Annotated in this window: 24 protein-coding genes and 1 tRNA gene; 9 read left to right on the top strand and 16 right to left on the bottom strand. The window is 66.5% G+C overall.

Translation table 11 applies throughout. The annotated features are described in order from the left end of the window. Positions 1-39: 39 nt before the first annotated feature. Entirely contained in the window at positions 40-1,434 is a 1,395-nt protein-coding gene (locus tag HALXA_RS17030) for an NCS2 family permease (protein ID WP_013881642.1), read from the bottom strand. A gap of 226 nt (positions 1,435-1,660) precedes the next feature. On the opposite strand from HALXA_RS17030, the gene HALXA_RS17025 reads away from it, so the two are divergent. Then, entirely contained in the window at positions 1,661-2,320 is a 660-nt protein-coding gene (locus HALXA_RS17025) for a potassium channel family protein (protein WP_013881641.1), read from the top strand. A gap of 288 nt (positions 2,321-2,608) precedes the next feature. Here HALXA_RS17025 and HALXA_RS17020 read toward each other — a convergent pair whose 3' ends face one another. From HALXA_RS17020 to HALXA_RS17010, 3 genes are all read right to left on the bottom strand, one after another. Beyond that, a complete protein-coding gene (locus tag HALXA_RS17020; protein WP_013881640.1) occupies positions 2,609-3,688 on the bottom strand; it encodes a DNA methyltransferase in 1,080 nt (359 codons plus the stop codon). 104 nt (positions 3,689-3,792) lie between these two features. Continuing rightward, complete coding sequence (locus tag HALXA_RS17015; RefSeq protein ID WP_013881639.1) at positions 3,793-4,065, bottom strand: DUF7513 family protein; 273 nt, start codon at positions 4,063-4,065, stop codon at positions 3,793-3,795. Next, positions 4,062-5,633 carry a Na+/H+ antiporter NhaC family protein gene (locus tag HALXA_RS17010; protein ID WP_013881638.1) on the bottom strand — a complete coding sequence of 524 codons (1,572 nt, stop codon included), beginning with the start codon at positions 5,631-5,633 and terminating at the stop codon, positions 4,062-4,064. The genes HALXA_RS17015 and HALXA_RS17010 overlap by 4 nt, the downstream gene beginning before the upstream one ends. 198 nt (positions 5,634-5,831) lie before the next feature. Between HALXA_RS17010 and HALXA_RS17005 the strand changes: the two genes are divergently transcribed. Further along, a complete protein-coding gene (locus HALXA_RS17005) occupies positions 5,832-6,839 on the top strand; it encodes a glutathione S-transferase family protein (RefSeq protein ID WP_013881637.1) in 1,008 nt (335 codons plus the stop codon). A gap of 137 nt (positions 6,840-6,976) precedes the next feature. Here HALXA_RS17005 and HALXA_RS17000 read toward each other — a convergent pair whose 3' ends face one another. From HALXA_RS17000 to HALXA_RS16975, 5 genes are all read right to left on the bottom strand, one after another. Beyond that, a complete protein-coding gene (locus HALXA_RS17000) occupies positions 6,977-7,282 on the bottom strand; it encodes a DUF7535 family protein (protein ID WP_013881636.1) in 306 nt (101 codons plus the stop codon). Between the two features lie 103 nt (positions 7,283-7,385). Next, positions 7,386-8,192 carry an NAD-dependent epimerase/dehydratase family protein gene (locus HALXA_RS16995; protein ID WP_013881635.1) on the bottom strand — a complete coding sequence of 269 codons (807 nt, stop codon included), beginning with the start codon at positions 8,190-8,192 and terminating at the stop codon, positions 7,386-7,388. 88 nt (positions 8,193-8,280) lie between these two features. Beyond that, entirely contained in the window at positions 8,281-9,294 is a 1,014-nt protein-coding gene (locus HALXA_RS16990; protein WP_013881634.1) for an alcohol dehydrogenase catalytic domain-containing protein, read from the bottom strand. Between the two features lie 83 nt (positions 9,295-9,377). Then, positions 9,378-10,496, bottom strand: coding sequence for a GNAT family N-acetyltransferase (locus HALXA_RS16985; protein ID WP_013881633.1), 1,119 nt, complete (start codon positions 10,494-10,496; stop codon positions 9,378-9,380). Positions 10,497-11,035: 539 nt separating this feature from the next. Continuing rightward, the gene (locus HALXA_RS16975; protein WP_013881632.1) at positions 11,036-12,490 is read right to left on the bottom strand and encodes a DUF6498-containing protein; all 1,455 of its coding nucleotides are present in this window, start codon (positions 12,488-12,490) and stop codon (positions 11,036-11,038) included. 168 nt (positions 12,491-12,658) lie between these two features. Here HALXA_RS16975 and HALXA_RS16970 point away from each other — a divergent pair, with 168 nt between their 5' ends. Then, positions 12,659-13,123 carry an SRPBCC domain-containing protein gene (locus HALXA_RS16970; RefSeq protein ID WP_013881631.1) on the top strand — a complete coding sequence of 155 codons (465 nt, stop codon included), beginning with the start codon at positions 12,659-12,661 and terminating at the stop codon, positions 13,121-13,123. Between the two features lie 21 nt (positions 13,124-13,144). Here the strand turns inward: HALXA_RS16970 and HALXA_RS16965 are convergent, their stop codons facing one another. Beyond that, positions 13,145-13,804, bottom strand: a complete 660-nt coding sequence (locus HALXA_RS16965) for an HAD family hydrolase (protein WP_013881630.1) — start codon at positions 13,802-13,804, stop codon at positions 13,145-13,147. 240 nt (positions 13,805-14,044) lie between these two features. On the opposite strand from HALXA_RS16965, the gene HALXA_RS16960 reads away from it, so the two are divergent. Then, complete coding sequence (locus HALXA_RS16960; RefSeq protein ID WP_013881629.1) at positions 14,045-14,620, top strand: DUF6735 family protein; 576 nt, start codon at positions 14,045-14,047, stop codon at positions 14,618-14,620. 19 nt (positions 14,621-14,639) lie between these two features. Here HALXA_RS16960 and HALXA_RS16955 read toward each other — a convergent pair whose 3' ends face one another. Then, complete coding sequence (locus tag HALXA_RS16955; protein ID WP_013881628.1) at positions 14,640-16,427, bottom strand: MutS-related protein; 1,788 nt, start codon at positions 16,425-16,427, stop codon at positions 14,640-14,642. Between the two features lie 56 nt (positions 16,428-16,483). Then, on the bottom strand, positions 16,484-17,917 hold the full coding sequence (locus HALXA_RS16950) for an SLC13 family permease (RefSeq protein WP_013881627.1): 1,434 nt from the start codon (positions 17,915-17,917) through the stop codon (positions 16,484-16,486). A 299-nt stretch (positions 17,918-18,216) separates the two neighbouring features. On the opposite strand from HALXA_RS16950, the gene purF reads away from it, so the two are divergent. Beyond that, positions 18,217-19,689 (top strand): amidophosphoribosyltransferase, encoded by a 1,473-nt coding sequence (gene purF, locus HALXA_RS16945; RefSeq protein WP_049895352.1) that lies wholly within the window; start codon positions 18,217-18,219, stop codon positions 19,687-19,689. 138 nt (positions 19,690-19,827) lie between these two features. After that, positions 19,828-19,971 (top strand): hypothetical protein, encoded by a 144-nt coding sequence (locus tag HALXA_RS22235; protein WP_013881625.1) that lies wholly within the window; start codon positions 19,828-19,830, stop codon positions 19,969-19,971. A gap of 137 nt (positions 19,972-20,108) precedes the next feature. On the opposite strand, the gene HALXA_RS16940 is transcribed toward HALXA_RS22235, so the two are convergent. Together HALXA_RS16940 and HALXA_RS16935 are read right to left on the bottom strand one after the other, a co-directional pair. Continuing rightward, complete coding sequence (locus tag HALXA_RS16940) at positions 20,109-20,672, bottom strand: DUF420 domain-containing protein (RefSeq protein WP_013881624.1); 564 nt, start codon at positions 20,670-20,672, stop codon at positions 20,109-20,111. Positions 20,673-20,912: 240 nt separating this feature from the next. Further along, a tRNA-Leu gene (locus HALXA_RS16935) sits at positions 20,913-20,997 on the bottom strand. Positions 20,998-21,112: 115 nt separating this feature from the next. Between HALXA_RS16935 and HALXA_RS16930 the strand changes: the two genes are divergently transcribed. The 3 genes from HALXA_RS16930 (at position 21,113) to HALXA_RS16920 (ending at position 24,128) form a co-directional block, all read left to right on the top strand. Beyond that, positions 21,113-21,682: a helix-turn-helix domain-containing protein gene (locus HALXA_RS16930; protein WP_083822854.1), complete on the top strand. Its 570-nt coding sequence runs from the start codon at positions 21,113-21,115 to the stop codon at positions 21,680-21,682. Between the two features lie 122 nt (positions 21,683-21,804). Next, positions 21,805-22,752, top strand: coding sequence for an alanine--tRNA ligase-related protein (locus tag HALXA_RS16925; RefSeq protein ID WP_013881622.1), 948 nt, complete (start codon positions 21,805-21,807; stop codon positions 22,750-22,752). 137 nt (positions 22,753-22,889) lie between these two features. Continuing rightward, positions 22,890-24,128 carry a mandelate racemase/muconate lactonizing enzyme family protein gene (locus HALXA_RS16920; RefSeq protein ID WP_013881621.1) on the top strand — a complete coding sequence of 413 codons (1,239 nt, stop codon included), beginning with the start codon at positions 22,890-22,892 and terminating at the stop codon, positions 24,126-24,128. A 256-nt stretch (positions 24,129-24,384) separates the two neighbouring features. On the opposite strand, the gene HALXA_RS16915 is transcribed toward HALXA_RS16920, so the two are convergent. Continuing rightward, entirely contained in the window at positions 24,385-25,443 is a 1,059-nt protein-coding gene (locus HALXA_RS16915; protein WP_013881620.1) for a sugar ABC transporter permease, read from the bottom strand. Continuing rightward, positions 25,440-26,465: a carbohydrate ABC transporter permease gene (locus tag HALXA_RS16910; RefSeq protein ID WP_013881619.1), complete on the bottom strand. Its 1,026-nt coding sequence runs from the start codon at positions 26,463-26,465 to the stop codon at positions 25,440-25,442. Before HALXA_RS16910 ends, HALXA_RS16915 begins: the two co-directional genes overlap by 4 nt. Positions 26,466-26,474: the final 9 nt, after the last annotated feature.

The following is a 26,474-nucleotide window of genomic DNA, read 5'->3' as shown; positions in this document are numbered from 1 at the left end:
GTTACGGCCGGACGGGAAGGTCCGGCGAGGGACGGGCCCTCAGAAGGAGATCATGCCGGCCTGGACCGCGAAGTACGTCGCGAAGTAGAGGACGAAGGCGACGGCGAGGGTCCACTGGCCCAGCGAGACGTCGTCACCCTCGCCCATGGCGGCCTTGACGACCGGGTAGCTCATGATGCCCGCCGCGAGCCCGTTCGAGATCGAGGCGGTCAGCGGCATGACGGTGATCGTCAGCCCGCCGGCGATCGCCCAGGCCGGATCCTGCCAGTCGATGTCGGCGACGCCCTGGAGCATGATGATCCCGACGACGACCAGCGCGATGTAGGTCGCGTACTGCGGGATGGCGGTGATAACCGGAACGATCACCAGGGACAGCAGGAAGAGGATGCCGACGACGAGCGCGGTGAAGCCGGTCCGACCGCCCTCCTCGACGCCGGTCGAGGATTCGATGTAGGTCGTCACCGTCGAGGTGCCGATCATCGCGCCGACGGTCGTCCCGACCGCGTCGGCCATCAGCGGCTTCTCGATCTCGGGGAGGTCGCCGTTCTCGTCGAGGAAGCCGCCGATCTGGGAGACGCCGATGAGCGTCCCCGCGGTGTCGAAGAAGTCGACGAAGAAGAACGTGAAGACCACGAGCACGAACACCAGCGGATCCTCGGCGATCATGCCGAGTCCGTCGACGAAGCCGGCGACCAGCGGCGTGAAGTCGTACTGGACGCTCGTGACGATGCTCCCCTGCGGGGTCAGCGTTCCGGGGGAGACGACGCCGAGGGCGGTCAACACCCAGCCGGCGACGGCGGTGGCCAGGATACCGATGACGATCGCGCCGCGAACGCCGCGAGCGTGCAGGACGAGCATCAGCGCGAGGCCGGCGACCGAGAGCGCCGCGACGGCGCTCGTCGCGACGTTCCCCATCGTCACGAGGGTCTCGGGGTCCGCGACGACGATCTGCATCTCCTGCAGCCCCAGGAAGAGGAGGTAGACGCCGATCCCGGCCCCGACGGCGAACTTGACGGGTTCGGGGAAGAGCTCGATGATGTAGCGGCGAGCGCCGACCGCGGTCAGCAGGATGAAGATGATCCCCTCGACGAACACCGCCGCGAGCGCCACCTGCCACGGCACGCCGAGTCCGAGGACGACCGAGTAGGCGAAGAAGGCGTTCAGCCCCATCCCGGGCGCGAGGCCGAACGGCCTGTTCGCGTAGAACGCCATCACGAAAATGGCGACCACCGACGCGAGGATCGTCGCGACGGTGATCATCTGCCGGACTTCGCCCGGTCCGTACCCCTCGAGCGTGATCGCCTCGCCGAGGATGATCGGATTGACCACGATGATGTACGACATCGCCAGGAACGTCGTTAGCCCGGCGATCAGTTCGGTCTCGAGGTCGGTATCGTGCTCGTCGAAGCCGAAGTACCGTTCGATAGCCCCCATATTGGATGCTCGAGCATAGAAAGACGGCTTAGTTAAAGGTTCTTGTCCGCGCCGACGCCAAAATAATGCAAATTCGTGCATACTCGCCAGGAATGTCAAGAATCCGAACGAGCGCATCTCGGAGTCACTCGGCGGCGTCTCCCGTCCGAATCCGGCGATGACGACGGAGCGGCGACCGCGCCGACCGGACGAACGTATTTCACGCCGGAACGCGTACTGTGATACCATGAGGTTTGTCATCGTGGGATACGGACGGGTCGGCTCTCGAACGGCGACCATTCTGGCCGAGGAGGGCCACGACCTCGTCGTCGTCGACAACGATGTCGATCGAACCGACCGCGCCGCCGAGGACGGGTTCGAGACGGTTCTCGGCGACGGCGCGGACGAGGAGACCCTGCTCGAGGCCGGCATCGACGAGGCCGACGCCATCGGCGCGTTCACGCCGGATCTCAACGTCAACTTCGCGGCCTGCATGGTCGGGAAACACCACGGCTGTCGGACGGTGCTGCGGATCGACGAGGACTACCGCGAGGACATCTACGAGAAGTACGCTGAGGACGTCGACGAAATCATCTACCCGGAACGGCTGGGCGCGGCGGGCGCCAAAACTGCCATGCTCGGGGGTGACTTCAACGTCGTCGCCGACCTCGCGACGAACCTGCAGTTGACCGTCCTCGAGATCGGCGCGGACTCGCCGGCCGTCGGCAAGCGGATGAGCGAACTCGATCTGCCCGCATCGGCCCGCATCTACGCCCACGGTCGCGAGCGCGAGTCGCTGACGATTCCGCTGCCGGGGACCGAACTCGAGGCGGGCGACGAAGTGGCGCTGATCGTCGAGACGGATCACGCCGAGGAGGTCCGGTCGGCGCTGGCGGCGAGCGCCTGACCTGTCGGTGCGGTCGCCGTCGGTGACCGGCGACCGTCGACGCATCGCTGAGGAGCAACGGGAAAACGGGAAAGGGAGCAGGATGTCTCGAGGCGCGCTCGGAGTGTGGGGGTGGGTGAGTGCGTGAGTGTGAGTGAGGGATGGGGGTGGAGTTGAACTCCGACTGTCGCGCGCCATGCGTAGCGTGGTCGGCACCGGGCATAAAATCCCGTCAGACGACCGACTGACGGAAGTCAGACGGTGTGACGAACGTCGGACGAGCGGTTCGAAACCGCCGTCAGCGCCGCGCTACTCGTCGTCGACGCGGAAGACGAGGACGTTCTGGTGGACCATCGACGGGACGAACGAGAACGGGTAGCCGTAGACGTGCAGGTCCTTCGTCGGATCGTACCAGATCAGGTTCGCCGCGAGCGTCAGCGGCGCCGACGACTCGAGGGCCCGCGCGAGGTCGGCCGAGAGGAACTCGTAGGATTGGTCGCGGTACATGTCCCCGATGAAGACGACGACGTGACCCTCGGGGTCGACGGCGTCGGCGAAGCGGTCGAACTTGGCGGCCATGTCGGCGAGCCACTCGTCTTTGGTCTGCGTGGCGTCGCCGTCCGCACCGCCATCCGGGTCGTCGTCGCCAGCGGCTTCATCGCCGTCGCCACCGCCGTCGAACGACCCCAGCTTGCTCTCGCGGATCGCCCGCTCGTTGCGCGTCTGCTCGAGTTCGTCCATGTGCCAGTAGGGGACGTCGGTCAGCAGGAGATCGACCGAGTCGTCGGGCACGTCCTCGATCAGGTCGGCGCAGTCGCCGCGGCGCATGTCCTGGGGCTCGAGGGGCGGCTCGCCCCGGTCGCGCCGTTCCTCGTTTTCGCGCTCGAGGACCTCTTCGTAGATCTCGACCCAGCGCTCGGTGCGCTCGAAGCCGATCGCCTCCCGGAGCCCGGTTCCCTCGTGTTCGCAGAAACTCGCGCCCAGCAGCGTGCCGCCGACGCCCGCGAAGGGGTCCAGCACGGTGTCGCCGGCCTTGCTGAACCGACCGATCAACGCCGCGCAGAGTCGCGGGGGTTTCTGCCCGCCGTGCTCGCTGCGCAGGTCGTGCTGGACGTCGGGCGGGTAGCCCTCGGCGATCACCGACTTGGTCGCGTACTTCCACTCCTTGCCGGTGAGATCGTTGACCCGGTTGCGCTCGTCGTAGATGCCCCGTCCCTCGACGTAGCGCTGGTGGTCCGCCAACTCGTCGGTATCGACGAGTTCGCCGTCCTCCACGGGGAGGGACTCGTCGCGGGCGCGCTCGGCGTCGAACTCGCCGTTATCGTCCGTGAACAGCCGGCTCTGGCGGTGGCGACCGCCGTCGCCATCGCTGTCCCCGTCGCCTGTCATACGCTGGGAGTGGCCGCGCGGGCCGCATAAAGGTACGTCGCTCGAGGGCGACGGCGACCCGTCGCACGCGACCCGACCGAAAAGATAGTCGCGAACCGCGTCGCTCACTCCGTGTACGAACTCTCCCCGACGACCTCGAGGAACTCGCCGCGGCCGCGTGCGGTCGAGTCGTCGAACTCGGTCACGCGAACGCGGACGCGCTTCTCGACGGTCTCCGGCCCGGTGCCCTCGATGACCAGATGCGTATCGCCGATGTAGGCGTGGCCCTCGTCGCTGTTCGATTCGGCGACGAAGACGTCGATCTCGTCGCCCTCCGTGAGCGACGGACTCGAGCTGCGGAACGTCCAGCCGCGCATGTACTTGCCGAACAGGCTCATAGGCGAGCCACCTCCTCGCTCTCGCGGTCGATAACGTACTCGCGGCCGAAGCCGGTCATCGCGGCGATGATGAACACCGCGACGAGCAGCCACCCCTGGAAGACGAACGGCACCACGTCGATCGGGGTGACGAGCATCCCCTGGTCGAACCACTCGTACTGTTGTGGGAGTAGCTGCATCTCCGTGTAGCCGGCGAGCACGCCGCCGGACCACGGGAAGATGTAGCCCAACGCGGCGGTCTGGCCGTCCAGGATGTTCGCGCGGCGGTAGCCGTTCAGGTTGAACCGTTCACCGATCTTCGAGATGTAGGGGCCGATCGCGACCTCGGCGGCCGTGTTGATGGTGATGATCGCGTTGATCAGCGCCGCGGAGCCGACCATCGTCAACTCGGCGTTGCGGACGTTCGTCGCGAGGTGCTCGATCGACCAGTCGAGAATCGCCTGAAACGCGCCGCCGCGGATCATGATCTGGGCCGCGCCGATGATAAAGAGGACGAGGATCGACAGCTCGAGGAAGCCGGACACGCCGCTCATGAGGCTGCCGGTGACGCCGACCGCGTCCGGATCCGTGACGACCGTGAGGATCGGCAGTCCGGCGAGCGGCTCCGCCAGCGGCGCATCGGGAGGCGCCCGAAAGAGGAGGATGTCCGACAGGCTCGCCAGCCCGAAGACGAGGTTGAACGCGATCGCGACGACGATCCCCCATGAGATCGCCTCGACGATGTGGCGGCCGGCGACCGCCGCGCCGATCACGACGAGCATCGAGATGAGGTGGACGAGGCCGATCGGGCGGCTCTCGGCGGCCAGCAGTTGCCTGGCCTGTTCGCCGAGCTCGAGGCCGGCCATCGCCTGTCCGGCGACGATGTACCCGACGAACGCGACGACGGCGGCGATGATTACGTACTTGAACCGCGAGGCGACGACGCCGCCGATGTCGGCGTCCTGCGTGACCGCGCTGACGATCGTCGTGTCGCTGACGGGTGCGAGATTGTCGCCGAAGATCGCTCCGGAGAGGATCGCCCCGAACAGCAAGACGGGATTCGCGCCGAGTAGGACGCCGGCGGGGAAGAAGAGGCCGACGAACGCGATCGTCGCGCCGTATCCCGTTCCGATTCCGGTCGTAAACAGCGCCGCGAGGACGAACGTGATGGCGGGGAACAGGGACGCCCCGACGCCGGCGACGTCGGCGAACCAGACGAGGCCGTCGACGAAGCCGCCGTCCTGGAGCAACTGCGCGAACATGCCGGCCCAGATCCACGCGACGATGGCCGTCACCGCGACCGGTTGGGTCATCCCCTCGAAGATGGTGTTCGCGTAGGTCTTCCAGTCGCCGCGAACGAAGAACATCCCGACGATGAGTCCGACCAGGATGCCGACGATCAACCCGCCCGTATCCGAGATTCGCCAGAGGGCGGTCTGGGTGATCGCCCACACGATGAAAATTCCGATCGGTAACGCGCTCATCCCGCGGCCGCCGTAGAACGTTATCCGCGGTTCGTCGTCGCTCGGGCCCTCCGCGAGCGTCTCCGGCGGATCGCCGCTCGGCGGGCCGTCGTTCGTGTCACTCATAGTCAAACCCGCTCTCAACAAACTTACCAGCGATTAATAAACGTTTTCGACGATCCCGAAGCGTACCGTCTACACTACAGGGATTCCGCCACTTTTCGCCCGCGAATCTGTTCGCTCGTTATCGTTTTGTGACACGCCGCGGCCCGGTGACACGAGGGTTAGCGAGCGCCTTTGTACTCGCCGCGGCTAGATGCGGACATGAACATGCTCGTCGACGGCGAATGGCGAACGGACGCGTACGAGACGACCGACGACGACGGCTCGTTCCAGCGCCAGGAGACGACCTTCCGCGACCGGATCCGCGACGATCCCGACGCCCGCTTTCAGCCCGAGTCGGGCCGCTACCACCTCTACGTCTCCTACGCCTGCCCGTGGGCCCACCGGACGCTCGTCACGCGGGCGCTGAAGGGCCTCGAGGACGCGATCTCCGTCTCGGTCGTCGACCCCTACCGCGACGAGGACGGCTGGCAGTTCACGCCCGAGAAGGAGGGCTGTACGCGCGATCACCTCCACGACGCCAACTACCTCCGAGAGTTGTACGTAACGGCGGATTCGGACGCCACCTGCCGTGTAACGGTGCCGGTGCTGTGGGACACCGAGGAGGACACTATCGTCAACAACGAGTCCAAGGAGATCATGCGGATGCTCGATACGGAGTTCGACGACTATGCTGCGCGGGATGTCGACCTCTACCCCGAGGGCTATCAGGACGAGGTCGACCGCATCCTCGACGGGATCTACGAGCCGATCAACAACGGCGTCTACCGCGCCGGTTTCGCGACCGATCAGGGTCCGTACGACGAGGCCGTCAACGACCTGTTTTCGGCACTGGACCACTGGGACGACGTGCTCGCGGACCAGCGCTACCTCGCCGGCGACCGCCTGACGGAAGCGGACATCGCGATGTTCACGACGCTCGTCCGGTTCGATAACGTCTACCACACGCACTTCATGTGTAACGTCCAGTACGTCCGCGAGTACGACAACCTCTGGCCGTACCTGCGAGACCTCTACCAGACGCCGGGCGTCGCAGAGACGGTCAATATGGACCACATCAAGGAACACTACTACACGACCCACCCTGACGTGAACCCCCACCGGATCGTCGCCCGCGGTCCCGATCTGGACTTCGAGAAGTCCCACGACCGCGACGAACTGCCGGGCGATCGGCCGGCCGCTCTCTCGGCGGCGACGGCGGACGACTGAGAAGGCGAAGGCGATAGTGGGGGAGCCGACGGGACGCACCGGAAGAAGCCGAAACCGTCGTCCCGGTAACCGACTCGAGAACGGCGTCGGATCGAAAAACGAACTCGAGAGCGGAGAACGGAACGGATGCCGAGGCGTTACGCTTCGGCTTCGGTTTCGGCCGCAGCGTCGGCGTCCGGCTCGTCGTCCTCGGCCTCGAGTTCTGCTTCGACTTCCTCGGCGGCGCCGGCCCGCGGTCGCCGGCCGCGCTCGTTGCGCCAGCTCTCGTAGCGCGATTCGACCGGTTCGTCGGCGACGAACGCGCGCCAGAGCACCCACGCCACGACGATAATCGGGAGCACCGGCAGCATGATAACGACGAGAATCGCCGCCATCACGTACCCGAACGCCGACATCTGGATGTTCGGGACGTAGCCCGTCGACTCGCCCACCTTCGTTGACATACCCGACGGTACGAACGTCCCGATATTCGGTCTTTCGATCCCTCGAGGGCCGGGGGCTCGAAGGCGCCCCGCGGGCGCCGGCGCTTCGACGGCGGACGCGCGATCACCCCGTCTCGAGACCCTCACGCTCGGACTCGTCGTCGGACAGCACCGCTTCGGCGTCGTCCCGCGGCCGGTAATCCAGCGCGAGCATCGTCTCCGACAGCGAGAGAAATCGCTTCCCGTTGTTCGAGATGCCGTGGGCGGTCAGCGGCGTCCGCGACAGGGTACTGGTTGCGGCCGCCCGAAGTACCCGCCGACAGTCCTCGGGGCTAAGCCACATCGCGCGGGCGTAGCGCTCGCCGGGCCCGTCCCGCTCCGCGACCGTCTGGCGGAGCTCCTCACGTGTGAGCAGCCAGCCGATGCGGAGGGTGACCACGTCCAGCCCGTGCCGTTTCGCGTAGTAGGATCCCATCGCCTCGCCGAAGACCTTCGTGACGCCGTAGTAGGTGTCCGGATCCGTCGCGTCGTCGGGTCGCACCACCTCGGGCTCGCCGATCGTCGACTCCGGGCGGACGCTCGAGACGGCGTTGCCCATGTTGACCGCGTGGTTCGAACTCGCGAAGACGACCCGCTCGAGGTCGTTCTCGAGCGCGGCCTCGTAGGCGTTGTAGAGGCCGTCGATATTCGGCCCCCGAACGGCCTCCCACTCCGCCCGCGGATCGGCGTTGGCCGCGAGGTGGATCAGCACGTCCTGGTCGTCGAGCGCGTCGACGAACGCATCGTGGTCGGCGATATCGACGGGCGTCGTCTCGAGGTCCTCCGTCTCGCTGTGCGAAAAGAGCGTCAGCTCGGCGTCGGTGCCGTCGAAGGCCGCGATCGCTTCCCTGCCGACGGTGCCGGACGCGCCGGTGATCGCGATGTTCGTCATAGGCGCTCGACACCGACCGCGCGGAAATAGGTCGGCCCGGCGCGTTCCGGCGGGTCGACCTCGAGTACCGCGGCTATCGACGAGGCGGCTACGGTTCGACGACCAACTTCCCGACGCTCTCGCGGTCCCGCATCGCGGCGAACGCGTCAGCCGTCTCCTCGAGCGGGAACGTCTCGTCGATCTCGGGCTCGAACTCCCCCTCGGCGACGAGGTCGACGAGCCGCCGCAGGTCGTCCTGCGTGCCCATCGTCGAGCCGACGACGCGCTTGTGGCCGAGGAAGAAGTCGGCGACGTCGATGCTCGAGGTGCCGCCGGCCGTCCGGCCGCAGATGACCATGGTTCCCCCGCGGCGCATCACGTGTTGCCCGAGTTCGGTGTACTCGCCGCCGAGGTGGTTGATGACGGCGTCCGGCGTCCCGATCTCCGCGACCCGCTCGCGGATCTCGTCGGTGTCGGTCGACCGGATCCCATGATCGAGCCCGAGTTCCCGAACGCGCTCGAGTTTCGACTCCGACGAGGAGGTGCCGACGGTTCGCGCGCCGATGATATCCGCGAGTTGGACGGTCGCGACGCCGACGCCGCCGGTCGCGCCCGGAACGAAGACGAGGTCGCCGGGACCGACGTCGGCCCGCCGGAGCATGTGGAAGGCGGTCATGTACGCCGTCGGGATCGCGGCGGCGGTCGTCGCGTCCACGCCGTCGGGCAGCGGGAGCAGGCGGTCCGCCTCGACGCGGGCGGCCTCCGCGAGCCCGCCGTGATAGAGGGAGAAGTTCTCGCACATGTTCTCTGGTCCCTCGCGGCAGAATCGGCACTCGCCGCAGGTCTCGTTCGGACAGAGCACGACCGCGTCGCCGGGCGCGACGCTCGAGACGCCGTCGCCGACTTCGCGGACGGTGCCGGCGACGTCGAGCCCGGTGACGAAGGGCAGGTCGTCGGCGTCGACCATCGCCGAGTCGCCCTCGAGGATCCAGAGGTCGTGGCGGTTGATCGCGCAGGCCGCGACGTCGACGACGGCCTCGCCGGGGCCGGGTTCGGGATCGTCGCGGTCGATCACGCTCACTCCGTCGGGACCGATCAGCTCGGTGAAGGCTGCGGCTCGCATCGGGTCGAAAATCGGCCGCGACGCTAAAGGGTCTGGGGACCGCGGCGATCCCCTCGTGCGGCGGCGCGAGTCAGTCGATGGAGTCAGTCGAAGTGATACGGCCAGTAGACGGACCGTCCGGCCCGCACCAGCGGCCAGAGCGGGCTGCAGCCCCGTTCCCACACGAGGATCGGAATCGGCTGGCCGCCGAACCCCTCCTTGAACCGGTAGACGCCGTCTTCGAAACTCGCGTTCGTACTGCCGAGGTCGTAGGTCTCGTACCCGCGGTCGATCCCCCACTGGACCACGCGGTCGTACAGCAACTCCGACGCGTGGTCGTCGTAGTACTCCCTCGGGACGGCGGCGAAAAACCCGTGGACCGCGTTCTGCTCCTCGTCGAGCAGCTGTAGACAGCCGCCGGCGTACTCGCCCTCGATTCGGAGCGTCAGCAACAGGACCCGCGATTCCATCCCGCGTAACGCCTCGAAGAAGGAGAAGGGATAGATATCGCCGCCGACGCGGTCCATGACGCGCCGGTACGACCGGTAGAATCGCTCGACGTTGGCCCGCGTGAGCTCCGCCTCGACGATCTCGTGATCCGTCTCTTTCCCCTTCCGGATGCCCCGGCGCCGGCCCTTGCTCATTCCGTCTTTGACCGCCTCGTAGCCCCGGCTCAGATCGATCTCGAACCGACACTCGCGCCGGTACGGGCGGTACCCCTCCGCCTGGAGGGTGTTGTTGTATCGGAGGTAGTCGGTATCGAGGCCCCTGATCTGGTGGACGATCGTGCGACCGGTACAGAGGTCGGGAACGGCGTCGGCGAGCAGCGACAGCGACTCGGCGATGTCGGTCGTGATGACCGGACCGCCGAACCCCGGATACGCGGACGAGAGGCGCTGGAACGGCGTCTTCTCGATGTCCACGACGACGTTCGGAAGCAGACCGATGAGATTGCCGTCCTTTTCGACGAGGAGGTGTTTCGCCGGATGGCCGAGCCCGGTCTCGATCGCCTCGAGCCACTCGTAGCGGTGGAAGACGCTGCCGCAGCGCGCGCCCCGAACCACGTCGTTCCACCGGGAGCGATCGACGGCCCGGATCGAGTCGACGGCCGTCACCTCGAGGCCCGACTCCTCGTCCGTCCTGATAACCGTTCGTTCCCCCGCGGCCGACTCGTCGTCGCGTCGATCGCCGTCCGATCGCGTCGATGCGGTCGCCTGCGCCATTGCTGTCTGGTGCGTCCCGGACGGTTCGGTTAAGTTATTTCACGCTACAATGACTGGTTTCTGCGTCTCGAGCGTGCATCTGCCCGGTCGACGAAGCGGTCGGTCGACGTTCCGGCGGCGATCACGGTCCGAGCGAACTCCACGACGGGACCGCGACAGGTGAACGATACAGCCGTAAGCGCAGTCGTAACGCTCCGTTTCGAGGACGGCCGTGAGGCGAAACCGATCGGTGACTGCCGTCCGCAGTTCGATCGCCGCTCTCGACTCGCGTCGACGATCCGTCCGCGGGTCCGCGCGTACTCGCAGAAGTCCTCGAAGACCGGCGCCGGCTTCGCCGGCGAACGCCCCGACGACGTCGCCGGGTCCCTCATCCGCGAGACCGCGAACCAGCACGGTCGGCATAGTCGGACGCCGCTAGACGCTTCGGGCCGTTAGAAACGACGGTTTCTCGCGATCGGCGCCGCGTTCGGCCGTGACGGTCGCCGGACGATCGACCCTCGAGCGAGCAGCGCGGATTCGGAGCGGCTGAGTGCGGGTCCTCAGTCTCGAGCGCGCCGGTCGGGGTACGCCTGATTCCAGAGGAGCCGTAGCACGAGCGCTGCGAACGGAATCCCGAACGTGCCGTATACGAGTCCGGTGAACAGCAACCGAAACGGCGAGATCCACGGGCCGACCGCGAGCACGCCGAGGGCGACGGCGCCGGCGACGAGACAGCCGACCACGACCGCGGCGGGGAGTCGGTTGAGCGGTTCCAGTTCCGTCGATCGAACCGGCAACTCGAGCGCCTCGACCAGCGTCTCGGCGTTGCGGACGGGCCCGAGGATTCGCCTCGCCTCGTCGTCGCTCCAGCCCGTCGTGACGCCGATCGTTCGCGTCCCGAACAGGCGGTCCGGGAGCCGATCGGGGACGACCTGCACGTCGCGCACCACCTCGAGGGACGTCGCCCACTGCGGTTCGTCGACGAGGGTGTCGTACGCGACGAGTCGATCCCCGTACCGCTGGTACTCGAGCGGCGCGAATCTGAGGTAGAACGTCAGTACCTCCGCCGCGAGGTAGCCGACGTACAGGCCGAACACGACGAGCGTGACCCCGAGCACCGTCGCGGCGGGGGCCTCGTCGCCGAACGCTCCCACCGAGAGAAACCAGAGGATGATGAACGGCATCGCGAGAAACGGTGCGAGCCTCCCGAGAACGTCGAACGCGCCGGTGTACAGCACCGCACGATTGTCGGTCGGAAGACGAACGTCCGGTTCGCCGTCGGGAACGCACACCGGTTCGCGGCGCTCGCCCGCCGACTCCGGTCCGGCGAGCCAGTTGGTCAGTCGTCCGCCGTCGCCCTCCGTCGCGCGGTGGGCCGACCACTCGACGAGCAGTTTGACGAGGACTACGACGGCGAGGACCCCATCCGCGCCGCCGACGCCGATTCCGGGCGTCACGAACAGCACGAAGGCGACGAAAAACGCCTGCCTGGCCGGCGTCTCGACGACCGCGTACGGGGACGCCGACTCGTAGCCGCCCCGGAGGTGGTCGCGCCGGATCTCGAGCAGTTGCCCGACGAGCAGCGCCGCGACGCTCAGCACCACGTCCGGTTCGGCGAGCAGTCCGCCGACGGTAAACGCGTTGGAGAAGACGACCCCGACCATGGTCACGAACCACACGGCGGGGACGACGACCGCCGTCGCGAACGGCAGGTTCCGCGGGTAGATCGGCGGCAGCCAGGGGACGAGTTCGAACCCGCCGCGCTTTTCGGTCAACTCGCTCGAGACGCTGAACACGCCTCCCTCGCGATCGGTCCGCGGTGGCCGCTGCGCGAACAGCGCCTTCGCGCCCGCGAACACGAACGAGAACAGCAACTCCAGCGTGTAGATCACGACGAGTGTCGCCGGATCCCAGCCCAACCGGAGGACGCCGACGAGCGGCAGCAGGTTCGCGAGAACGACCGGGACGAATCCCCGGAGACCCGACGCGTGCTCGAGTCCGGCCGGAGCGCGCATCACGTCGTTATTTTCAGGGAGTTTTAATAAGCGTACTGAACGGATCGGGCGAGGTGTCGCCTGTACTGACCGCGCTCGCCGATCGACGGAAGCCCGTCTCGTCTCGAGCGTCCCGAACCGGCACCTGCCACCGATAGGAGCATGCCGTCTCGAGTGCTAATCGGTGGCATGGAAGTAATCGAGACCTTCGAGGAGATCGACGCGCCGCCGCCGGTCGTCTGGGACGTCCTCCTCGAGTTCGATAGCTACCCGGAGTGGAACCCGTTCGTCCGGTCGATCGAGGGGCTCCCCGTCCAGGGGGAGCGCCTGCGGGTCCGGATCGAACCGCCCGATTCGCGCGGGATGACGTTCGAACCCGAGGTGATCGTCGCCGAGGAGCACCGCCGACTCGCCTGGGTCGGTCGGCTGGCCGTCCCGTTCGCGTTCGACGGCTACCACGAGTTCCACCTCGACCCGGTCGACGGCGGCCGACGGACTCGCTTGCTCCACCGGGAGACGTTCCGCGGCGCGCTCGTCCCGCTGCTGTTCGACCGCGAGCGCCTCGAGCGCGGCTTCGCGGCGATGAACGCGGCGGTCAAGGAACGGGCCGAGCGCCGGGTCGAATCGGGGAACGAGACTGCACTAGCCGCTTGAGACTGCCGACCGGTCGCCGCCCTATACGATCTCCTCGAGCGCCGCGAGCGAGTCGATCTCGTAGTCCGGCTCGGTCGGCAGGTCGTACCCCTCGCGGTGGTCCCGGCGGACGAACGCCGAATCGACGCCGGCCTCGGCCGCCGCGGTCACGTCGACGCGGCTATCCCCGACGTACAGCGGATTCGAGACCGCGAGATCGTCGATCGCAGACTCGAGGTAGTAGGCGTTCGGCTTCTTCCGCTCGATCCCCTCGATCGACGGCTCGCGGCCGTACCAGACGTCGAAACCGCCGATATCGAGGTGCTCGAGGATGTTCCCGATCGTCTCGTGCTGGTTGTTGCTGACGATCGCGCTCGGCTGCTCGAGTCGGTCGAGGACCGAGACGTCGTCGTAGAGGCGCTTGCGGCCGGCGCGGATCTCCTCGAGTTGGGCCTCGATGGCGGCTCGCTCGCGGGCGGCCCAGAGGTCCGCGGGGTCGACGCCGTGGTCGTCGGCGACCTGCCGGAGCGACTCGACGTCCGGGCCGAGCAGCGTCTCGACGTGGTCGCGGGTCGGTTCGGCGGCGCCGACCGACGCGAACGCGTCGTACGTCGCGTCGACCAGCACGTCGTAATCGGTCGGGGTCGTCAGTACGCCGTCGTTGTCGAATATCACCGCGTCGTACTCCGTGTTCGTTCCCATTCGGTTTCGAGGTGAGCTAGGTGCCGGGGGGATTTTGGCGTTGTGCCCGGCCGCGGTGCGGACGCCGTCAGCCGCCCGCGGCAGCAGCGTCCGACGTCCGTCGTCCGCGCCTTCAAATACCGGCGGGCGACCAGAACCGGCGGACGATGCGTTCCACCACCCCACCCGCTCGCTCGAGACGCCACCGCCGTCGTACCGACCCGCTGTCGCCGCACTCCGCCCGAACCGACGAGGGTCACGATGGGCCATAGAGCGCTCGTCGCGTACCGGCGACCCGACCGGCTCTACGACCTGCGATACAGCCACTGGGGCGGCGAGGACCTTTCCCTGGCCCGCGAAATCACCGCCGCGACCCCGCTGGCCGAGGGGGCGATCGAGTCCGCGCTGCTCGCCGATTCGGTCGCCCTCGAGCGGATCCTGACCGACCACCTCGATCCGTGCGTCCACGAGGCGCTGTACCTCGTCGCACCTGCCGACGACTACGCGGTCGAGCCCTACCGCGTTTGCTGGCTCGAGTGGGGCGACGGCCGGGACGGCGGCCGCGGCGCGATCGTCGCGGTCGATCCCGCCGACGACCGGGCGGTCAGAACGTGGTTTCGCGCGACGAAGACCGCGCTCGGCGACGCCGTCGAGATGGGCGCGCTCTCGCGGCGCGCGGCGCAGGCGTACCTCGAGGCGAGAGTCTGCGAGGACGAAGACGCGACGGTCTACACACACGGTGCAGGGGTCGACGACGAGGACGGATACGAACCGCGCCGAGATCGGTGGCTCGAGGAGGATCGAGGCCGAGACGGCGACGAATTCGGCCACCCCTGATCGGACTCGCCGCGGACCGTCAGTCGGTCGTCCCCTCGTTCCAGCGCGCGTCCGCGAGCGTCCGCTGGACGACGTCGTTGCCGACCGCCTCCCCCAGCGTCTCGAATCCGGCTCGCTCGCCCCGGTCGTCGGCGTTCGCGACGAGCCGCGAGACGATGAACTCCGGCGTCGAGCGGCCGACCGTCCCGAAGCGGGGCTGGTAGTCGACCAGCAGTTCGAGGTCCGGGTTCAGCCCCTCCGCGAAGATGCCGTCGACGCGGGCCTCGGGCGGCAGCGGCTCTAAGTCGTCGGCGAGGTGAGTGACGAACACGCCCAGCGCGTCCCGGTCGACGGTCAGCGTCACCAGCCCGTGCAGGAGGTCGGCCGCGCTGCCGGGTTCGGTGATCGCCTCGAACTCGTCGACCAGCATCAGCGTCCGGCCGCCCGACGACAGCGGCGGCACGATCGATCGGAGGGTCGACTCGAGGACGCCGGCGTTGAAACTGGCGTGGCGGCGGTGGAAGACCAGCGAGTCGACGGGCGTCACCTCGGCCCGATCGGCCGGAACCGGCAGTCCCATCATCGCCAGCAGGACGACGTGGCACAGCGTCTCGAGCAGGGTCGTCTTCCCCCCGCTGTTCGCGCCGGTGAGGACGGCGACGCGCTCCTCGTCGGGAAGGTCGCCGACGCCCGCTTCGTCGGCAGCGCTCTCGAGTCCGTGCTCGCCCAGCGCGTAGGTCACGGGCTGGACGGACTCCTCGTCAGTAGCTGCCAGCGTCAGGTTGCGCGCGTTGACGACGGAGACGGCGCCCTCGCTCCCTTCGCGAAACTCGGGTCGCGTACAGTCGTACTCGAGCGCGAACCGCGCCAGCGAGAGGTGCAGGGCGATATCGTCGACCGCTTCGACGGCCCGATCGACGGCTTCGTCGGCGTCCTCGAGGATCGCTCGGTACTCGCTCGCAACCGTCTCTTCGCGCTCGTCGATCGCCGCGGTGAGGTCGCTCCGCAGCGTCCGCAGCGTCCCCCCGACGAAATCGGTCGCGTCCGCCGCGTCGGTCGGCATCGCGTCCCGAACCCGATCGATCGTCACGTCCGTCTCCGAGAGCAGGTGGTCCTCGAAGGCCTCGCGGAACTGGTCGACGTCGCGGACGCCGTCCGAGCGCAGGTCCTCGATCAGGTCCAGGGCGTTGGCGTCCATGTCCTCGACGGCACCGAGCGCGTCCCGCAAGCGGTCGAGTTCGTCGTCCGCACCCTCAGCGACGCGGCCGCCGTCCAGCGCCGCGAGCGCGTCGGCGGCCTCTTCGAGCGTCCCGCGCTCGAGGTCGGCGATCGCGCCGAACGGGCCGGCGTCGACCCCCGCCTCCAGCAGCCCGAGCGCGGCTTCGACGGCCGCCCGTTCGCTGCCGTCGCGCTCGTCGTAGCGTTCGTACGCCTCGAGGACGGTGTCGCGGTCCGACCCCTCGAGTGCGGCCCAGGCGTCCCGCGCCGCGAGGACGTCGTCGAGTCGGTCTTCCATCGCGTCGCGGCTCGTCAGCGGCGTCAGCACCCGGATTCGGTCGGCCGCCCGCCGGGTGACGGCGTGGTCCGAGGCCAGATCGAGCAGGTCCTTGTAGACCGATCGAGCGTCGCTCGTCGCCAGCACGTCGATCCCGTCACCGCCAGTCGCGCGGCGCAGGATGCGGGTCGCCCGCCCGCGCGCCAGCCCGGCGTCCGCGAGCGCGCGAACGTCTCCGTTCTCGATGGCCTGGATCGCCCGCTCCCGGCCTAACTCCTCGACCAGCGTCTCCCGCGTCTTCGGGCCGACACCCCAGTACTCCTCGAGTCGCATGTGTTACGTTCTGCACTCGAGGCGAGCGTCTTCAACACTGCGCCTCGCGGGGCGACTCAGTAGAAGACGCTGAACAGCCCGAACTGGATCGGGAGCAGCAGGACGATCGTCGCGAGCGAACACGCGACCGTCGCGACGATCAACTCCCTCGTCCTGATATCGCCCTCGTTCAGGATGACGATGAGGACCGCCGACTGGTACGGGAAGAAGTACGAACTCAGCGCCATCGTCTCCGCCAGTAACACTGGCGTAAATGGCAGCCCCGCGCCCTCGATATACGGGATTAGTACCGGCGTCAGCACGCTCGCGACGGCGACGCCTTCCATTAAGAACGAGAGGCCAAAGGTGATGAAAAAGACCGACGCGAGGATCACTGCGAGCGGCGCGCCCGTCGGGATAAGCTCGAGCAGGTGTGTCGCCGCGGTATCGGTAAAGCCGGTCTCGGTCAGGCCGTCACCGATCGCGAACACCGCGGCGATGAAAAAGAGGATCGAGTAGTCGACCTCGCCGCCGACGGTGTCGAAGTCCGCAACGCCGATCTCGGGGAGGAACGCGAGGACGACGACGGCCACCGCACCGATCACGGGGTGGAAGCCGTGGACGAAGTCCGTCGCCCAGATCGCCGCGCCGACGAGGAGGAAGGCGAGCATCCGCCGTTCCGCGGCGCTGAACCCGGTATCGGTGTCGTCACCGTCGGTCACTGCAGTGTCGTCGGTCTCCGTGTCGGCGTCGGGGACGTCGAACCCCGCGTCGGCCGGCGGCCGAAAGAGCAGGTAGACGATGCTGACGACCAGCAACACGCGCACGAGCCCCATGACCGGGTACATGTGGAGCCACCACTCGGACCACGAGATGGTGTGGCCGCCGATCGACTCCGCGAACCCCGAGATGATGATGTTCGGGAGATCCGCGGTCAAGATGCCGGCCGAGCCGTAGAACGTCCCGAACAGCGGTCCGAGATAGAGTCCGACGCGCGCCTCTCTCGAGTCGAACCACGAGCCGAGTTCCCGGAGGATCGGCGCGAGCGCGAGGATGCGAACGAGCGCCGACGGCACGAGGAAGGCCAGCGCGTGGCCGCCGAGCGCCAGCGCGAACAGCAGCCGTCGGTACGTGCGACGCGTATCCGCGTCGGCCGGGTCGCCGATACTCCTGGTCGCGATCGTCCGCCCGACCGCGTTCGCCAGCCCGCTCTGGCGCGTTGCCTCGCCCATCAGGAGGCCGAATCCGATGAGCCAGGTCGCGGGCTTCTGGAAGCCGACGAGCGCCAGGTCCGTCGAGAAGGCGACGGCGATCAGCCCGAGGCCGATCAACCCGGTGTACGAGGGCGGCACCGGCGTCAGTACCCAGAGAACGATACAGAAGAGCGTGATCGAGAGCATCGTTCCCGTCCCCGACGGCACCGACAGCCACGTCGCAGCGGCGACGGTGGCTGCGAGGCCAAAGGCGACGACCGGCGACCGAAGCGTCTCGAGCGCCCTCCTGCGGTTCACTGCCGTCTACTCGTGAATCCGGCGATAAAGGTGTCGCGGTTCCGGAACCTCAGAGTTGGTTACCGGTCTCGAGCGGTCAGTGCTCGAACTCGAGGTTACTGCGTCGGTTCCGTAGTCGTCCGGCAGCGTTGCCGGGATGAACCGCCGCCAGCGCGGCGTTGGCGCATCTATACACGTACGTGAATATGATTCTGTCCTGGTGGCCGTCGAAGAAGCACAAACACGGGGATTTTTATCGTCAGAGTGCCCTACTGACTCCCATGACTGATGGGCGGGGCGAGACTCCCCGGCGAACAGGAATGACCGAGAAGTGCGGCGTCGTCGGCGTCTCACTGAACGGTCGGGACGCGGCACGACCGTTGTACTACGCGCTCTACGCACTCCAGCACCGCGGCCAGGAATCCGCAGGGATCGTCACCCACGACGGCTTCCAGCAGCACAGCCACGTCGAGATGGGGCTCGTGGGGGACGTCTTCGAGGAGGACGACCTCGACATGCTCAACGGCGCGGCCGGGGTCGGCCACGTCCGGTACCCGACCGCCGGCTCCGTCGACTCCTGCTGCGCCCAGCCCTTCTCCGTCTCCTTCAAGAGCGGCTCGCTCGGCCTCTCCCACAACGGCAACCTCGTCAACGCCGACGAGATCCGCGAGGAACTCGCCGCCGCGGGCCACGCCTTCACCAGCGACGGCGACACCGAGGTCATCGCCCACGACCTCGCGCGCAACCTGCTCGAGGAGGACCTCGTGCGCGCGGTCAAGCGCACGATGGGGCGGATCCACGGCTCCTACTCGCTGACGATCAGCCACGACGACACCATCCTCGGCGTCCGCGATCCGCAGGGGAATCGTCCGCTCTGCATCGGGAAACTTGAGGACGGCTACATGTTGGCCTCCGAATCGGCGGCCATCGACACGCTGGACGGCGAACTCGTCCGGGACGTGAAGCCGGGCGAACTGATCGTCCTGCAGGAGGACGGCGCGGGCTTCGACTCCTACCAGCTCGTCGAGGAGGAGCACACGGCCCACTGCTTCTTCGAACACGTCTACTTCGCGCGGCCGGACAGCGTCATCGACGAGACGCTCGTCTACGAGGCCCGGCGGAATCTCGGGCGCAAGCTCTGGGAGGAAAGCGGCGTCGAGACCGACGTCGTGATGCCCGTTCCGGACTCCGGGCGCGCGTTCGCCTCCGGCTACGCGGACGCCGCCAGCGAGACGACCGCCGACGGCGAGCCCCGCGACGCGGACGACGACGGCGTCGAGTTCGCCGAGGGGCTGATGAAGAACCGCTACGTCGGCCGCACCTTCATCATGCCCACCCAGGACGAGCGCGAGCGCGCCGTGCGGCTGAAGCTCAACCCGATCAAGTCCACCATCGAGGGCAAGACCGTCACCGTCATCGACGACTCGATCGTCCGCGGGACGACCTCCACGCAGCTGGTCCAGCTGCTCAAGGACTGCGGCGCCGAGGAGGTCCACGTCCGGATCGGCGCGCCGGCGATCGTCGCCCCCTGCTACATGGGGATCGACATGGCCACCCGCGAGGAACTGATCGCGTCGGACAAGTCGACCGCGGAGATCCGCGACGAGATCAGCGCCGACAGCCTCGCCTACCTCTCGACCGACGCCGTCGCCGAGGTCCTCGGCAAGGAGCGGATCGACCTCTGTCTCGGCTGCGTGACCGGCGAGTACCCCTACGACATCGAGGGCGAAGAAACGGACCGCGACGTGAGCCGACCCGAGGTCGGCGAGCAGGCGATCCACGCCGACGACTAAGCCGAACCGATCTTTCTCGACCGATTCCGGTCGGATCTCGAGTTCTTCGCGAGTCCGATCGAGATGTCACGCACGATCCGCGAAATCCCCGGGCAAAACCACACGCATATTTAAAAGTGGAGCAACCGAATAGCCGGTATGGCAATGGACGAGTTCCTCGAAGGGGAATCGCTCACCGGACGGCAAGCGGCGATCATCTTCTTTGCGTTCCTCATTCTGATCGTCGTGGCCGCGCTGTTCCTGATTGCGTTCAGCGACTTCTTCCAGAATCTGGTTACGTAAGCCGATCCCAGTTATCAGGTTCACAGCACCCGATCTGGTTCACTCACATCGCGCGACGCGACTCCCTCGAGCGGCAGCTATCAGGGTGAATAGTCTGGCATCGGCATGGGCATCGCAATCGCCTACGAGCGAGCGCCTCAGTAGACGACGTGCAACAGCACGTAGACGACGATGCCGAGCGAGAAGGAGACGAGCCACAGGCTCGCGGCGAGCCGGCCGATCCGGGCGTGGCTGGTGCGGCGCAACTCGTCGATCGAGTACGCGCCGGCGAGCAGCAGCGCGTAGTACACTAGCGGCACGCAGACGATCGCGAGCAGGATGTGGATCGCGAGGATCGGCAGGTAGACGAACTGGTACACCGCGTCGGGGCCGGGGAACGGTTGCGGTCCGCCGGTCGCGACGAGCCGGTAGAGGTAGAACGCGAGGAAGGCGACGAACAGCACGAACGAGGCGAGCATCGCGACTCGGTGGCGATCGACGTCGCCGCGGCGGATCGCCCGCCAGCCGACCGTGATCGTCCCGATGGCGGTCGCGCTGATCGCGACGTTGACGTGCGGGATCAGCTCGAGCACCCACTCGGGCGCGGTCGGGACCGTCGATTGGGGAATCCGGCCGCCCGCCGCCGCGAACACCACCGCGAGCGAGACGATACTCAGGACTGCGGCGAGCTCTCGAACGCGTTCTCGAGGGACGTACGCCATGTTTCGACCTTCGAGCGGCGGGGGAAAGTCGTTACTGTACTGTCCCGACTCTCGAGCAACGAGACTGAACGGAGCCGAACGGGCGACACCGTCGCTGGTCGGTGTAGTTTCCGGAAGGAATTATGCGTGGGTGATGTCCGCGAAGGGAAATCACCTGCATCGTGTCGCTCGGCGGTGAAACCGCCTCGCGTTTCGCGGCTGATGGCCGCGCTTTTAGGTGGACGTCGTCCACCCGTGCGATGCGTGGGACCGGATTCGAACCGGCGGACCCCTACGGGACAGCGCCCTCAACGCTGCGCCGTTGGCCTGGCTTGGCTACCCACGCTCGCTGTGTCTTTCTTACTGCACTCAACCGTATCCAGCGTGATTATAAAAGCCCTTTCCTTTGTGCCTGCGTCTGCGGTGATATCACACGCCACCGGTCGGAACGGAGATTTCAAATGCGTCAGATGCCAAAGGATACCATGGCCAAGTACTCGACCGGTTCGTCCGCCGGCGGCGGCGGGACGAACTGCGAACTCTGCGGTGCCGAAAGCGATTCGCTCCGGCTCGCGTCGGTCGCCGGCGCCGAACTCGAGGTCTGCCCCGATTGCGCGCCCCACGACGATACGCAGGCCCATTCTCGCTCGCGCGATCAGGGACGCGGCGGGTCCGGTTCGGGCTCGGACTCGAGTTCCGGCGATACGAGCGACGAACCCTCCCGGAAGCAGAAGGCCGCCCAGAACGTCGCGAAGGCGAACCCGGTCTGGGACGGCGACTCCGAGCACTGGGAGAAGGAGGGAACGAACTACGACGACGACCCGCTGCCGTACCTCGTCTCCGACTACGGAAAGACGGTCGTCGAGGCGCGCCAGGAGGCCGGCCTCCAGCGCGAGGAACTCGCCGAGGACCTCGGCGTGCCGGAGCGGGACCTGCTGGCCGTCGAACAGGGCCGCGCCACCCAGGCCGGCCTCGGCGGCGGTCTCATCTCGGCGCTGGAAGACCGACTCGACGTGACGCTGTCCGAGTAGCGTCGCGAAACGGAGGACTCGATTCTCGATTCGATACCGAACCGCGGCGCTCGAGCCGCATACATAGGCGTACCGGCCGTTCGGCGAGCAGACTTTTGGTACCGGCCGACCCAGTGCCACCGATGAGCGGGCAACGGGCGGCGGCGGAGCCGTACGCCACGCGGTTCGAGACCGAAGTGACGGCGATCGACGGCCGCAGGGTCTGGCTCGAGCGCAGCCACTTCTACGGGGCGAGCGGCGGCCAGCCGGCCGACCGCGGGACGATCGGCGACGTCGAGGTCGTCGACGTCCGACTGGTCGACGGCGAGCAGGTCCACGAGCTCGCCGCCGAACCCTCGCTTCGGACCGGCCGGAGCGTTCTCTGCTCGATCGACTGGTCGTTCCGCATGTACTGTATGCGCGCCCACACGGCCAGCCACGTCCTCTACGGGGCGGCACGACGGCTGCTCGAGGACGTGTCGTACGCCGGGTTCGAGATCGGCGAGGACGAGGAGACGGTCCGGCTCGGGCTCGAGACGAGTTCACCGGTCGACGACGAAACGCTGCTCGAACTGGACCGGCTGGTCAACCGGACCGTCTGGGAGTCGCGGTCGGTCTCGTGGGACGACGTGCCGGTCGCGGAGGCCCGGGAACGAGACGACGTCACGTTCGACGAGACGACGGCAGACGACGCGGTCCAGAAGGGGCGAGTCCGACTCGTGACCATCGGCGGGAAAGACGAGAACGGAAACGCCAACGGCTCGAGCAGGTTGCGCGGCGGCTTTACGGTCGGTGGCGGCGGCGATCCGTGGGACGTCTCGGCCTGCGGCGGGACCCACGTCAGGAACACGCGGGAGATCGGTCCCGTGACGATTCTCGGCGGCTCGTGCGCGGATGACATTACGCAGATCGAACTCGCCGTCGGGCCGCGCGCGATCGAACACCGGACGGCCGAGAAGCGAGCCGCGTTCGCCGCGACGCGCACCCTTGAAACGAACGTCGACGCCGTCCCCGACGAACTCGAGCGGGTGGCCGACGATGGGACGGATCGCCGACGGCCGGTTCGTCGCGGCGGCGGCAACGCAGAGTAGCGACGACCGACGAAGACGCCGCCTCAACCAGACGCAACGACTGTAAGCCGTCGGCGGTCGCTCGCGTCTCCGCCCGCCGCTCGCCTGCCTCCGCTCGCCGGTACAACCTATTCCTTCCGTTCGGGCTAACGTCGGCTATGGGAGTCGACTATTCAGAGCTTCGCGATCCGAACGCCGAGTACACGATGCGGGACCTCTCGGCCGAAACGATGGGCGTGACCCGCGACCGCGGCGGCGACCGCGACGTCGAGATCACCGACGTGCAGACGACGATGATCGACGGCAACTTCCCGTGGACGCTCGTCCGGATCTACACCGATGCGGGCATCGTCGGCACCGGCGAGGCCTACTGGGGCGCCGGCGTCCCGGAACTGATCGAGCGGATGAAACCCTTCCTGCAGGGTGAGAACCCGCTGGATATCGACCGCCTGTACGAGCACCTCGTCCAGAAGATGTCCGGCGAGGGCTCGATCGCCGGCGTCACCGTCACGGCTATCTCGGGCATCGAAGTCGCCCTGCACGACCTCGCCGGCAAGATCCTCGAGGTACCGGCCTACCAGCTGCTGGGCGGCAAGTACCGCGACGAGATGCGCGTCTACTGCGACTGTCACACCGAAGAAGAGGCCGATCCGGACGCCTGCACCGACGAAGCCGAACGCGTCGTCGACGAGTTAGGGTACGACGCGCTCAAATTCGACCTCGACGTCCCCTCGGGCCACGAGAAAGATCGTGCGAACCGTCACCTCCGTGAGCCCGAAATCGAACATAAGGCCGAGATCGTCGAGCAAGTCACCGAACGCGTCGGTTCTCGTGCAGACGTTGCCTTCGACTGCCACTGGACGTTCTCTGGCGGCTCCGCGAAACGACTCGCCGAACGCCTCGAGGAGTACGACGTCTGGTGGCTCGAGGACCCCGTCCCGCCGGAAAATCACGACGTGCAGCGCGAAGTGACCCAGTCGACGACGACGCCGATTACGGTCGGCGAGAACGTCTACCGAAAACACGGTCAGCGTCGGCTGATCGAGGAACAGGCCCTCGACATTATCGCGCCGGACATGCCCAAGGTCGGCGGCATGCGCGAGACCCGGAAGATCGCCGACCTCGCTGACACCTACTACGTTCCCGTGGCGATGCACAACGTCGCCTCGCCGGTCGGCACCGTCGCCAGCGCCCACGTCGGCGCCGCGGTTTCGAACTCCCTGGCCGTCGAGTACCACTCCTACGAACTCGAGTGGTGGGATGACCTCGTCGAAGAAGACCTCATCGAGGACGGCTACCTCGAGATTCCGGAAGAACCGGGCCTCGGCGTAACGCTGGATCTCGATACCGTCGAAGAGCACATGGTCGACGGTGAGGAACTGTTCGACGAAGCGTAGCTTCGTCGGGCTCGCGAATCCTCGATTCGCGGTGTTTGACGAGGCGTAAGCCGACGTCAAACTCGCTGAGCTTCGCTCAGCGTTGTTCGACGAAGCGTAGCGTCATCGAGTTCGTGACTCGAGACCAAGGGAAATTGCCGAGACGGTGAGTAAATCGTTAGCGTTAGCAGATTTATCGGCACCGCTGGCGCGATGGTCGAAAGACAAGCGACGAAACGCGAAAGCGGAGACGAAGCGGCGGTCGGACCAGATCGCGTCAGCCCTCCATACCGCCGAAGGAGAGTCCGCTCTCGACATAGCGCTGTGCGAAGAAGTAGATGAGTGCCACGGGTAGGGCGAAGAGGATCGCGAAGGCGGCGAACTCCGTCCATGGCGTTTCGAAGCGGCCGGACGTCGCCAGCGAGTACACTTCGACTGAGAGCGTGTAGTTCTCGGGCCGAAGGAGGGTCTGAGCGATGATAAATTCGTTCCATCCCGCGAGCCAGACGAAGATCGTGATGGCTGCGAGGCCGGGCTTGCACAGCGGAAGGATAACCTCGCGCATGACGTCGAATCGACTCGCGCCGTCGACGATCGCCGCTTCCTCGTAGGAAACGGGGATGTTGTCCATGTACGTCTTCAGCAGCCACGTGTTGAACGGGATCGCGCCGGCGCCGTAGAAGATCCCGAGGACGATCAGGTTGTTGGTGAGTCCGAAGTTCGTGAACAGCGCCAGCAGCGCGATTAGCGTTGCGATCGACAGGCCGGAGCCGACCTGGGTAAAGAGGATGTAAAAGTACAGCAGCTTCGTCCGACCGGTAAACGCACGCCGGGAGAGCGCGTAGGCGCCCGGAATGATCATCGCCATCGCGGTGATAATGGTGACGATCACGACGGTGAGGCTGTTGAACAGGACGCCAGGTTCGCCGCCGACGAACTGAATTCCGATGGGGATCAGCCCGCCGGTTCCGTACGCGATCGCCGGATACCCCCACTCGCCGTCGACGAAGAAGAAGTCCGACTCGAACAGCAACCACCGGTAGGCGTCGAGGTTGTAGGTCGCGGGATCGGCGAAGACACCGTCCGACTGAATGAGGGACGCCCCCTGAGAGAGCGACGCCGTAAAGATCCAGTAGATCGGGAACATCAACACGACGACGAGTGCTGCCGCGCCACAGGTCGCGAACAGCGTTTTCGCGAGGTCAAGCACTGATCGACGGCCGGTCCTGACCTGCCAAATCGCCGTTCGGCCTCGATCGTACGCCCGATAGGGTGCCAAAAGCGCATGGAGCGTATCGTCGCGTAGCTTTCGGCCGATCGCTCGAGCGAGACTCATTCGTTGTTCACCCCCTCTGCGATGTCGGTTTTCTTCACGGCAATCAACATGAATGCGCCGATGAAGAGGATCGCGGTCACCATGATTGCGGATGCCATTCCGTACTGCTGGAGATTGGTCGCCTCTCGGTATCCGTACACGAGCAGCAGTTCGTTCTGTCTGCTCGGTCCGCCGCGGTTGAACACCCACGGGAGCAGGAACTGCTGAAAGGACGAAGCGGCGGTCAAGATCGACGCGAAGACCACCGGTCGTTTAATCGACGGCAGGGTGACGTGGACGAACCGACGAAGGTAGCCGGCGCCGTCGACCTTGGCCGCATCGTGGAGTTGGTCAGGAACGTCCTGGAGCGCACTGACGATAATGATCATCATGAACGGGTACGCTAACCAGACCTCGGTCGTCGCGTAGGCGGCGAACGCCATCCACCGTTCCGAAAGCCAGCCGATCGGAACGTCCGCCATCAGTATCTCGGGGGCCGAGACGGTTATTCCGAACAGAATCGTATCGATACCGGCGACGATCCAGTGGACGAATCCATTCCACGTGCCAAGCAGTTGGTTAAACACGCCGAATCGGGCGCCGCTGAACATACCACGCCAGATTGTGATCATGAAGATCGCCGGAAAGCCGAGCGGCATGAGAATGATCGCGCGCATGTAGCGCTTCCCGATGACCCGACTGTGGGTCAGGACAAGCGCGATCGAGATCGAGACGATGATTTTGAAGAGCAAGCTGATCGCGACGAACAGCCAGGTAATACCCAACGAATTCCAGAATTGGCCGTCGCTTAACAGAGTGTAGTAGTTCTCGAGGCCGATAAACTGGGATTCGTCACTCAGGACTGTTCCAGCGTGCGTCGCATCCGTAAACGAGATCCAGATTAAGTAGCCGATTGGAAAAACCATAAATGCCAGGAAGAGCAGCAATCCCGGCAAAACAAGCAACAATCCGGCGTCTATACGGGTAAACGGCTGCTCGTCGAGCAGTTCTTGACCTCGCTTCCGGGCAGTTGAGAGCGACATAACTGAGAC

It is taken from the genome of Halopiger xanaduensis SH-6 (genome assembly GCF_000217715.1).
Classification (GTDB): Archaea; Halobacteriota; Halobacteria; order Halobacteriales; family Natrialbaceae; genus Halopiger; species Halopiger xanaduensis.
The sequence above is the reverse complement of the archived record's forward strand: the minus strand, read 5'-3'. Positions and strand labels throughout refer to the sequence as shown.

What these genes read in the sequence shown, in the direction of transcription:
- HALXA_RS17000 (WP_013881636.1), bottom strand. Translation starts at nt 7,282, where the DNA reads ATGTCAACGAAGGTGGGCGAGTCGACGGGCTACGTCCCGAACATCCAG.
- HALXA_RS16985 (WP_013881633.1), bottom strand. Translation starts at nt 10,496, where the DNA reads ATGGCGCAGGCGACCGCATCGACGCGATCGGACGGCGATCGACGCGAC.
- HALXA_RS22235 (WP_013881625.1), top strand. Translation starts at nt 19,828, where the DNA reads ATGGCAATGGACGAGTTCCTCGAAGGGGAATCGCTCACCGGACGGCAA.
- HALXA_RS16915 (WP_013881620.1), bottom strand. Translation starts at nt 25,443, where the DNA reads ATGAGTCTCGCTCGAGCGATCGGCCGAAAGCTACGCGACGATACGCTC.
- HALXA_RS17025 (WP_013881641.1), top strand. Translation starts at nt 1,661, where the DNA reads ATGAGGTTTGTCATCGTGGGATACGGACGGGTCGGCTCTCGAACGGCG.
- HALXA_RS16995 (WP_013881635.1), bottom strand. Translation starts at nt 8,192, where the DNA reads ATGACGAACATCGCGATCACCGGCGCGTCCGGCACCGTCGGCAGGGAA.
- HALXA_RS16965 (WP_013881630.1), bottom strand. Translation starts at nt 13,804, where the DNA reads ATGGGAACGAACACGGAGTACGACGCGGTGATATTCGACAACGACGGC.
- purF (WP_049895352.1), top strand. Translation starts at nt 18,217, where the DNA reads ATGACCGAGAAGTGCGGCGTCGTCGGCGTCTCACTGAACGGTCGGGAC.
- HALXA_RS16955 (WP_013881628.1), bottom strand. Translation starts at nt 16,427, where the DNA reads ATGCGACTCGAGGAGTACTGGGGTGTCGGCCCGAAGACGCGGGAGACG.
- HALXA_RS16925 (WP_013881622.1), top strand. Translation starts at nt 21,805, where the DNA reads ATGAGCGGGCAACGGGCGGCGGCGGAGCCGTACGCCACGCGGTTCGAG.
- HALXA_RS17010 (WP_013881638.1), bottom strand. Translation starts at nt 5,633, where the DNA reads ATGAGTGACACGAACGACGGCCCGCCGAGCGGCGATCCGCCGGAGACG.
- HALXA_RS16990 (WP_013881634.1), bottom strand. Translation starts at nt 9,294, where the DNA reads ATGCGAGCCGCAGCCTTCACCGAGCTGATCGGTCCCGACGGAGTGAGC.
- HALXA_RS16960 (WP_013881629.1), top strand. Translation starts at nt 14,045, where the DNA reads ATGGGCCATAGAGCGCTCGTCGCGTACCGGCGACCCGACCGGCTCTAC.
- HALXA_RS16930 (WP_083822854.1), top strand. Translation starts at nt 21,113, where the DNA reads ATGCGTCAGATGCCAAAGGATACCATGGCCAAGTACTCGACCGGTTCG.
- HALXA_RS16970 (WP_013881631.1), top strand. Translation starts at nt 12,659, where the DNA reads ATGGAAGTAATCGAGACCTTCGAGGAGATCGACGCGCCGCCGCCGGTC.
- HALXA_RS17020 (WP_013881640.1), bottom strand. Translation starts at nt 3,688, where the DNA reads ATGACAGGCGACGGGGACAGCGATGGCGACGGCGGTCGCCACCGCCAG.
- HALXA_RS16975 (WP_013881632.1), bottom strand. Translation starts at nt 12,490, where the DNA reads ATGCGCGCTCCGGCCGGACTCGAGCACGCGTCGGGTCTCCGGGGATTC.
- HALXA_RS17005 (WP_013881637.1), top strand. Translation starts at nt 5,832, where the DNA reads ATGAACATGCTCGTCGACGGCGAATGGCGAACGGACGCGTACGAGACG.
- HALXA_RS16910 (WP_013881619.1), bottom strand. Translation starts at nt 26,465, where the DNA reads ATGTCGCTCTCAACTGCCCGGAAGCGAGGTCAAGAACTGCTCGACGAG.
- HALXA_RS17015 (WP_013881639.1), bottom strand. Translation starts at nt 4,065, where the DNA reads ATGAGCCTGTTCGGCAAGTACATGCGCGGCTGGACGTTCCGCAGCTCG.
- HALXA_RS17030 (WP_013881642.1), bottom strand. Translation starts at nt 1,434, where the DNA reads ATGGGGGCTATCGAACGGTACTTCGGCTTCGACGAGCACGATACCGAC.
- HALXA_RS16940 (WP_013881624.1), bottom strand. Translation starts at nt 20,672, where the DNA reads ATGGCGTACGTCCCTCGAGAACGCGTTCGAGAGCTCGCCGCAGTCCTG.
- HALXA_RS16920 (WP_013881621.1), top strand. Translation starts at nt 22,890, where the DNA reads ATGGGAGTCGACTATTCAGAGCTTCGCGATCCGAACGCCGAGTACACG.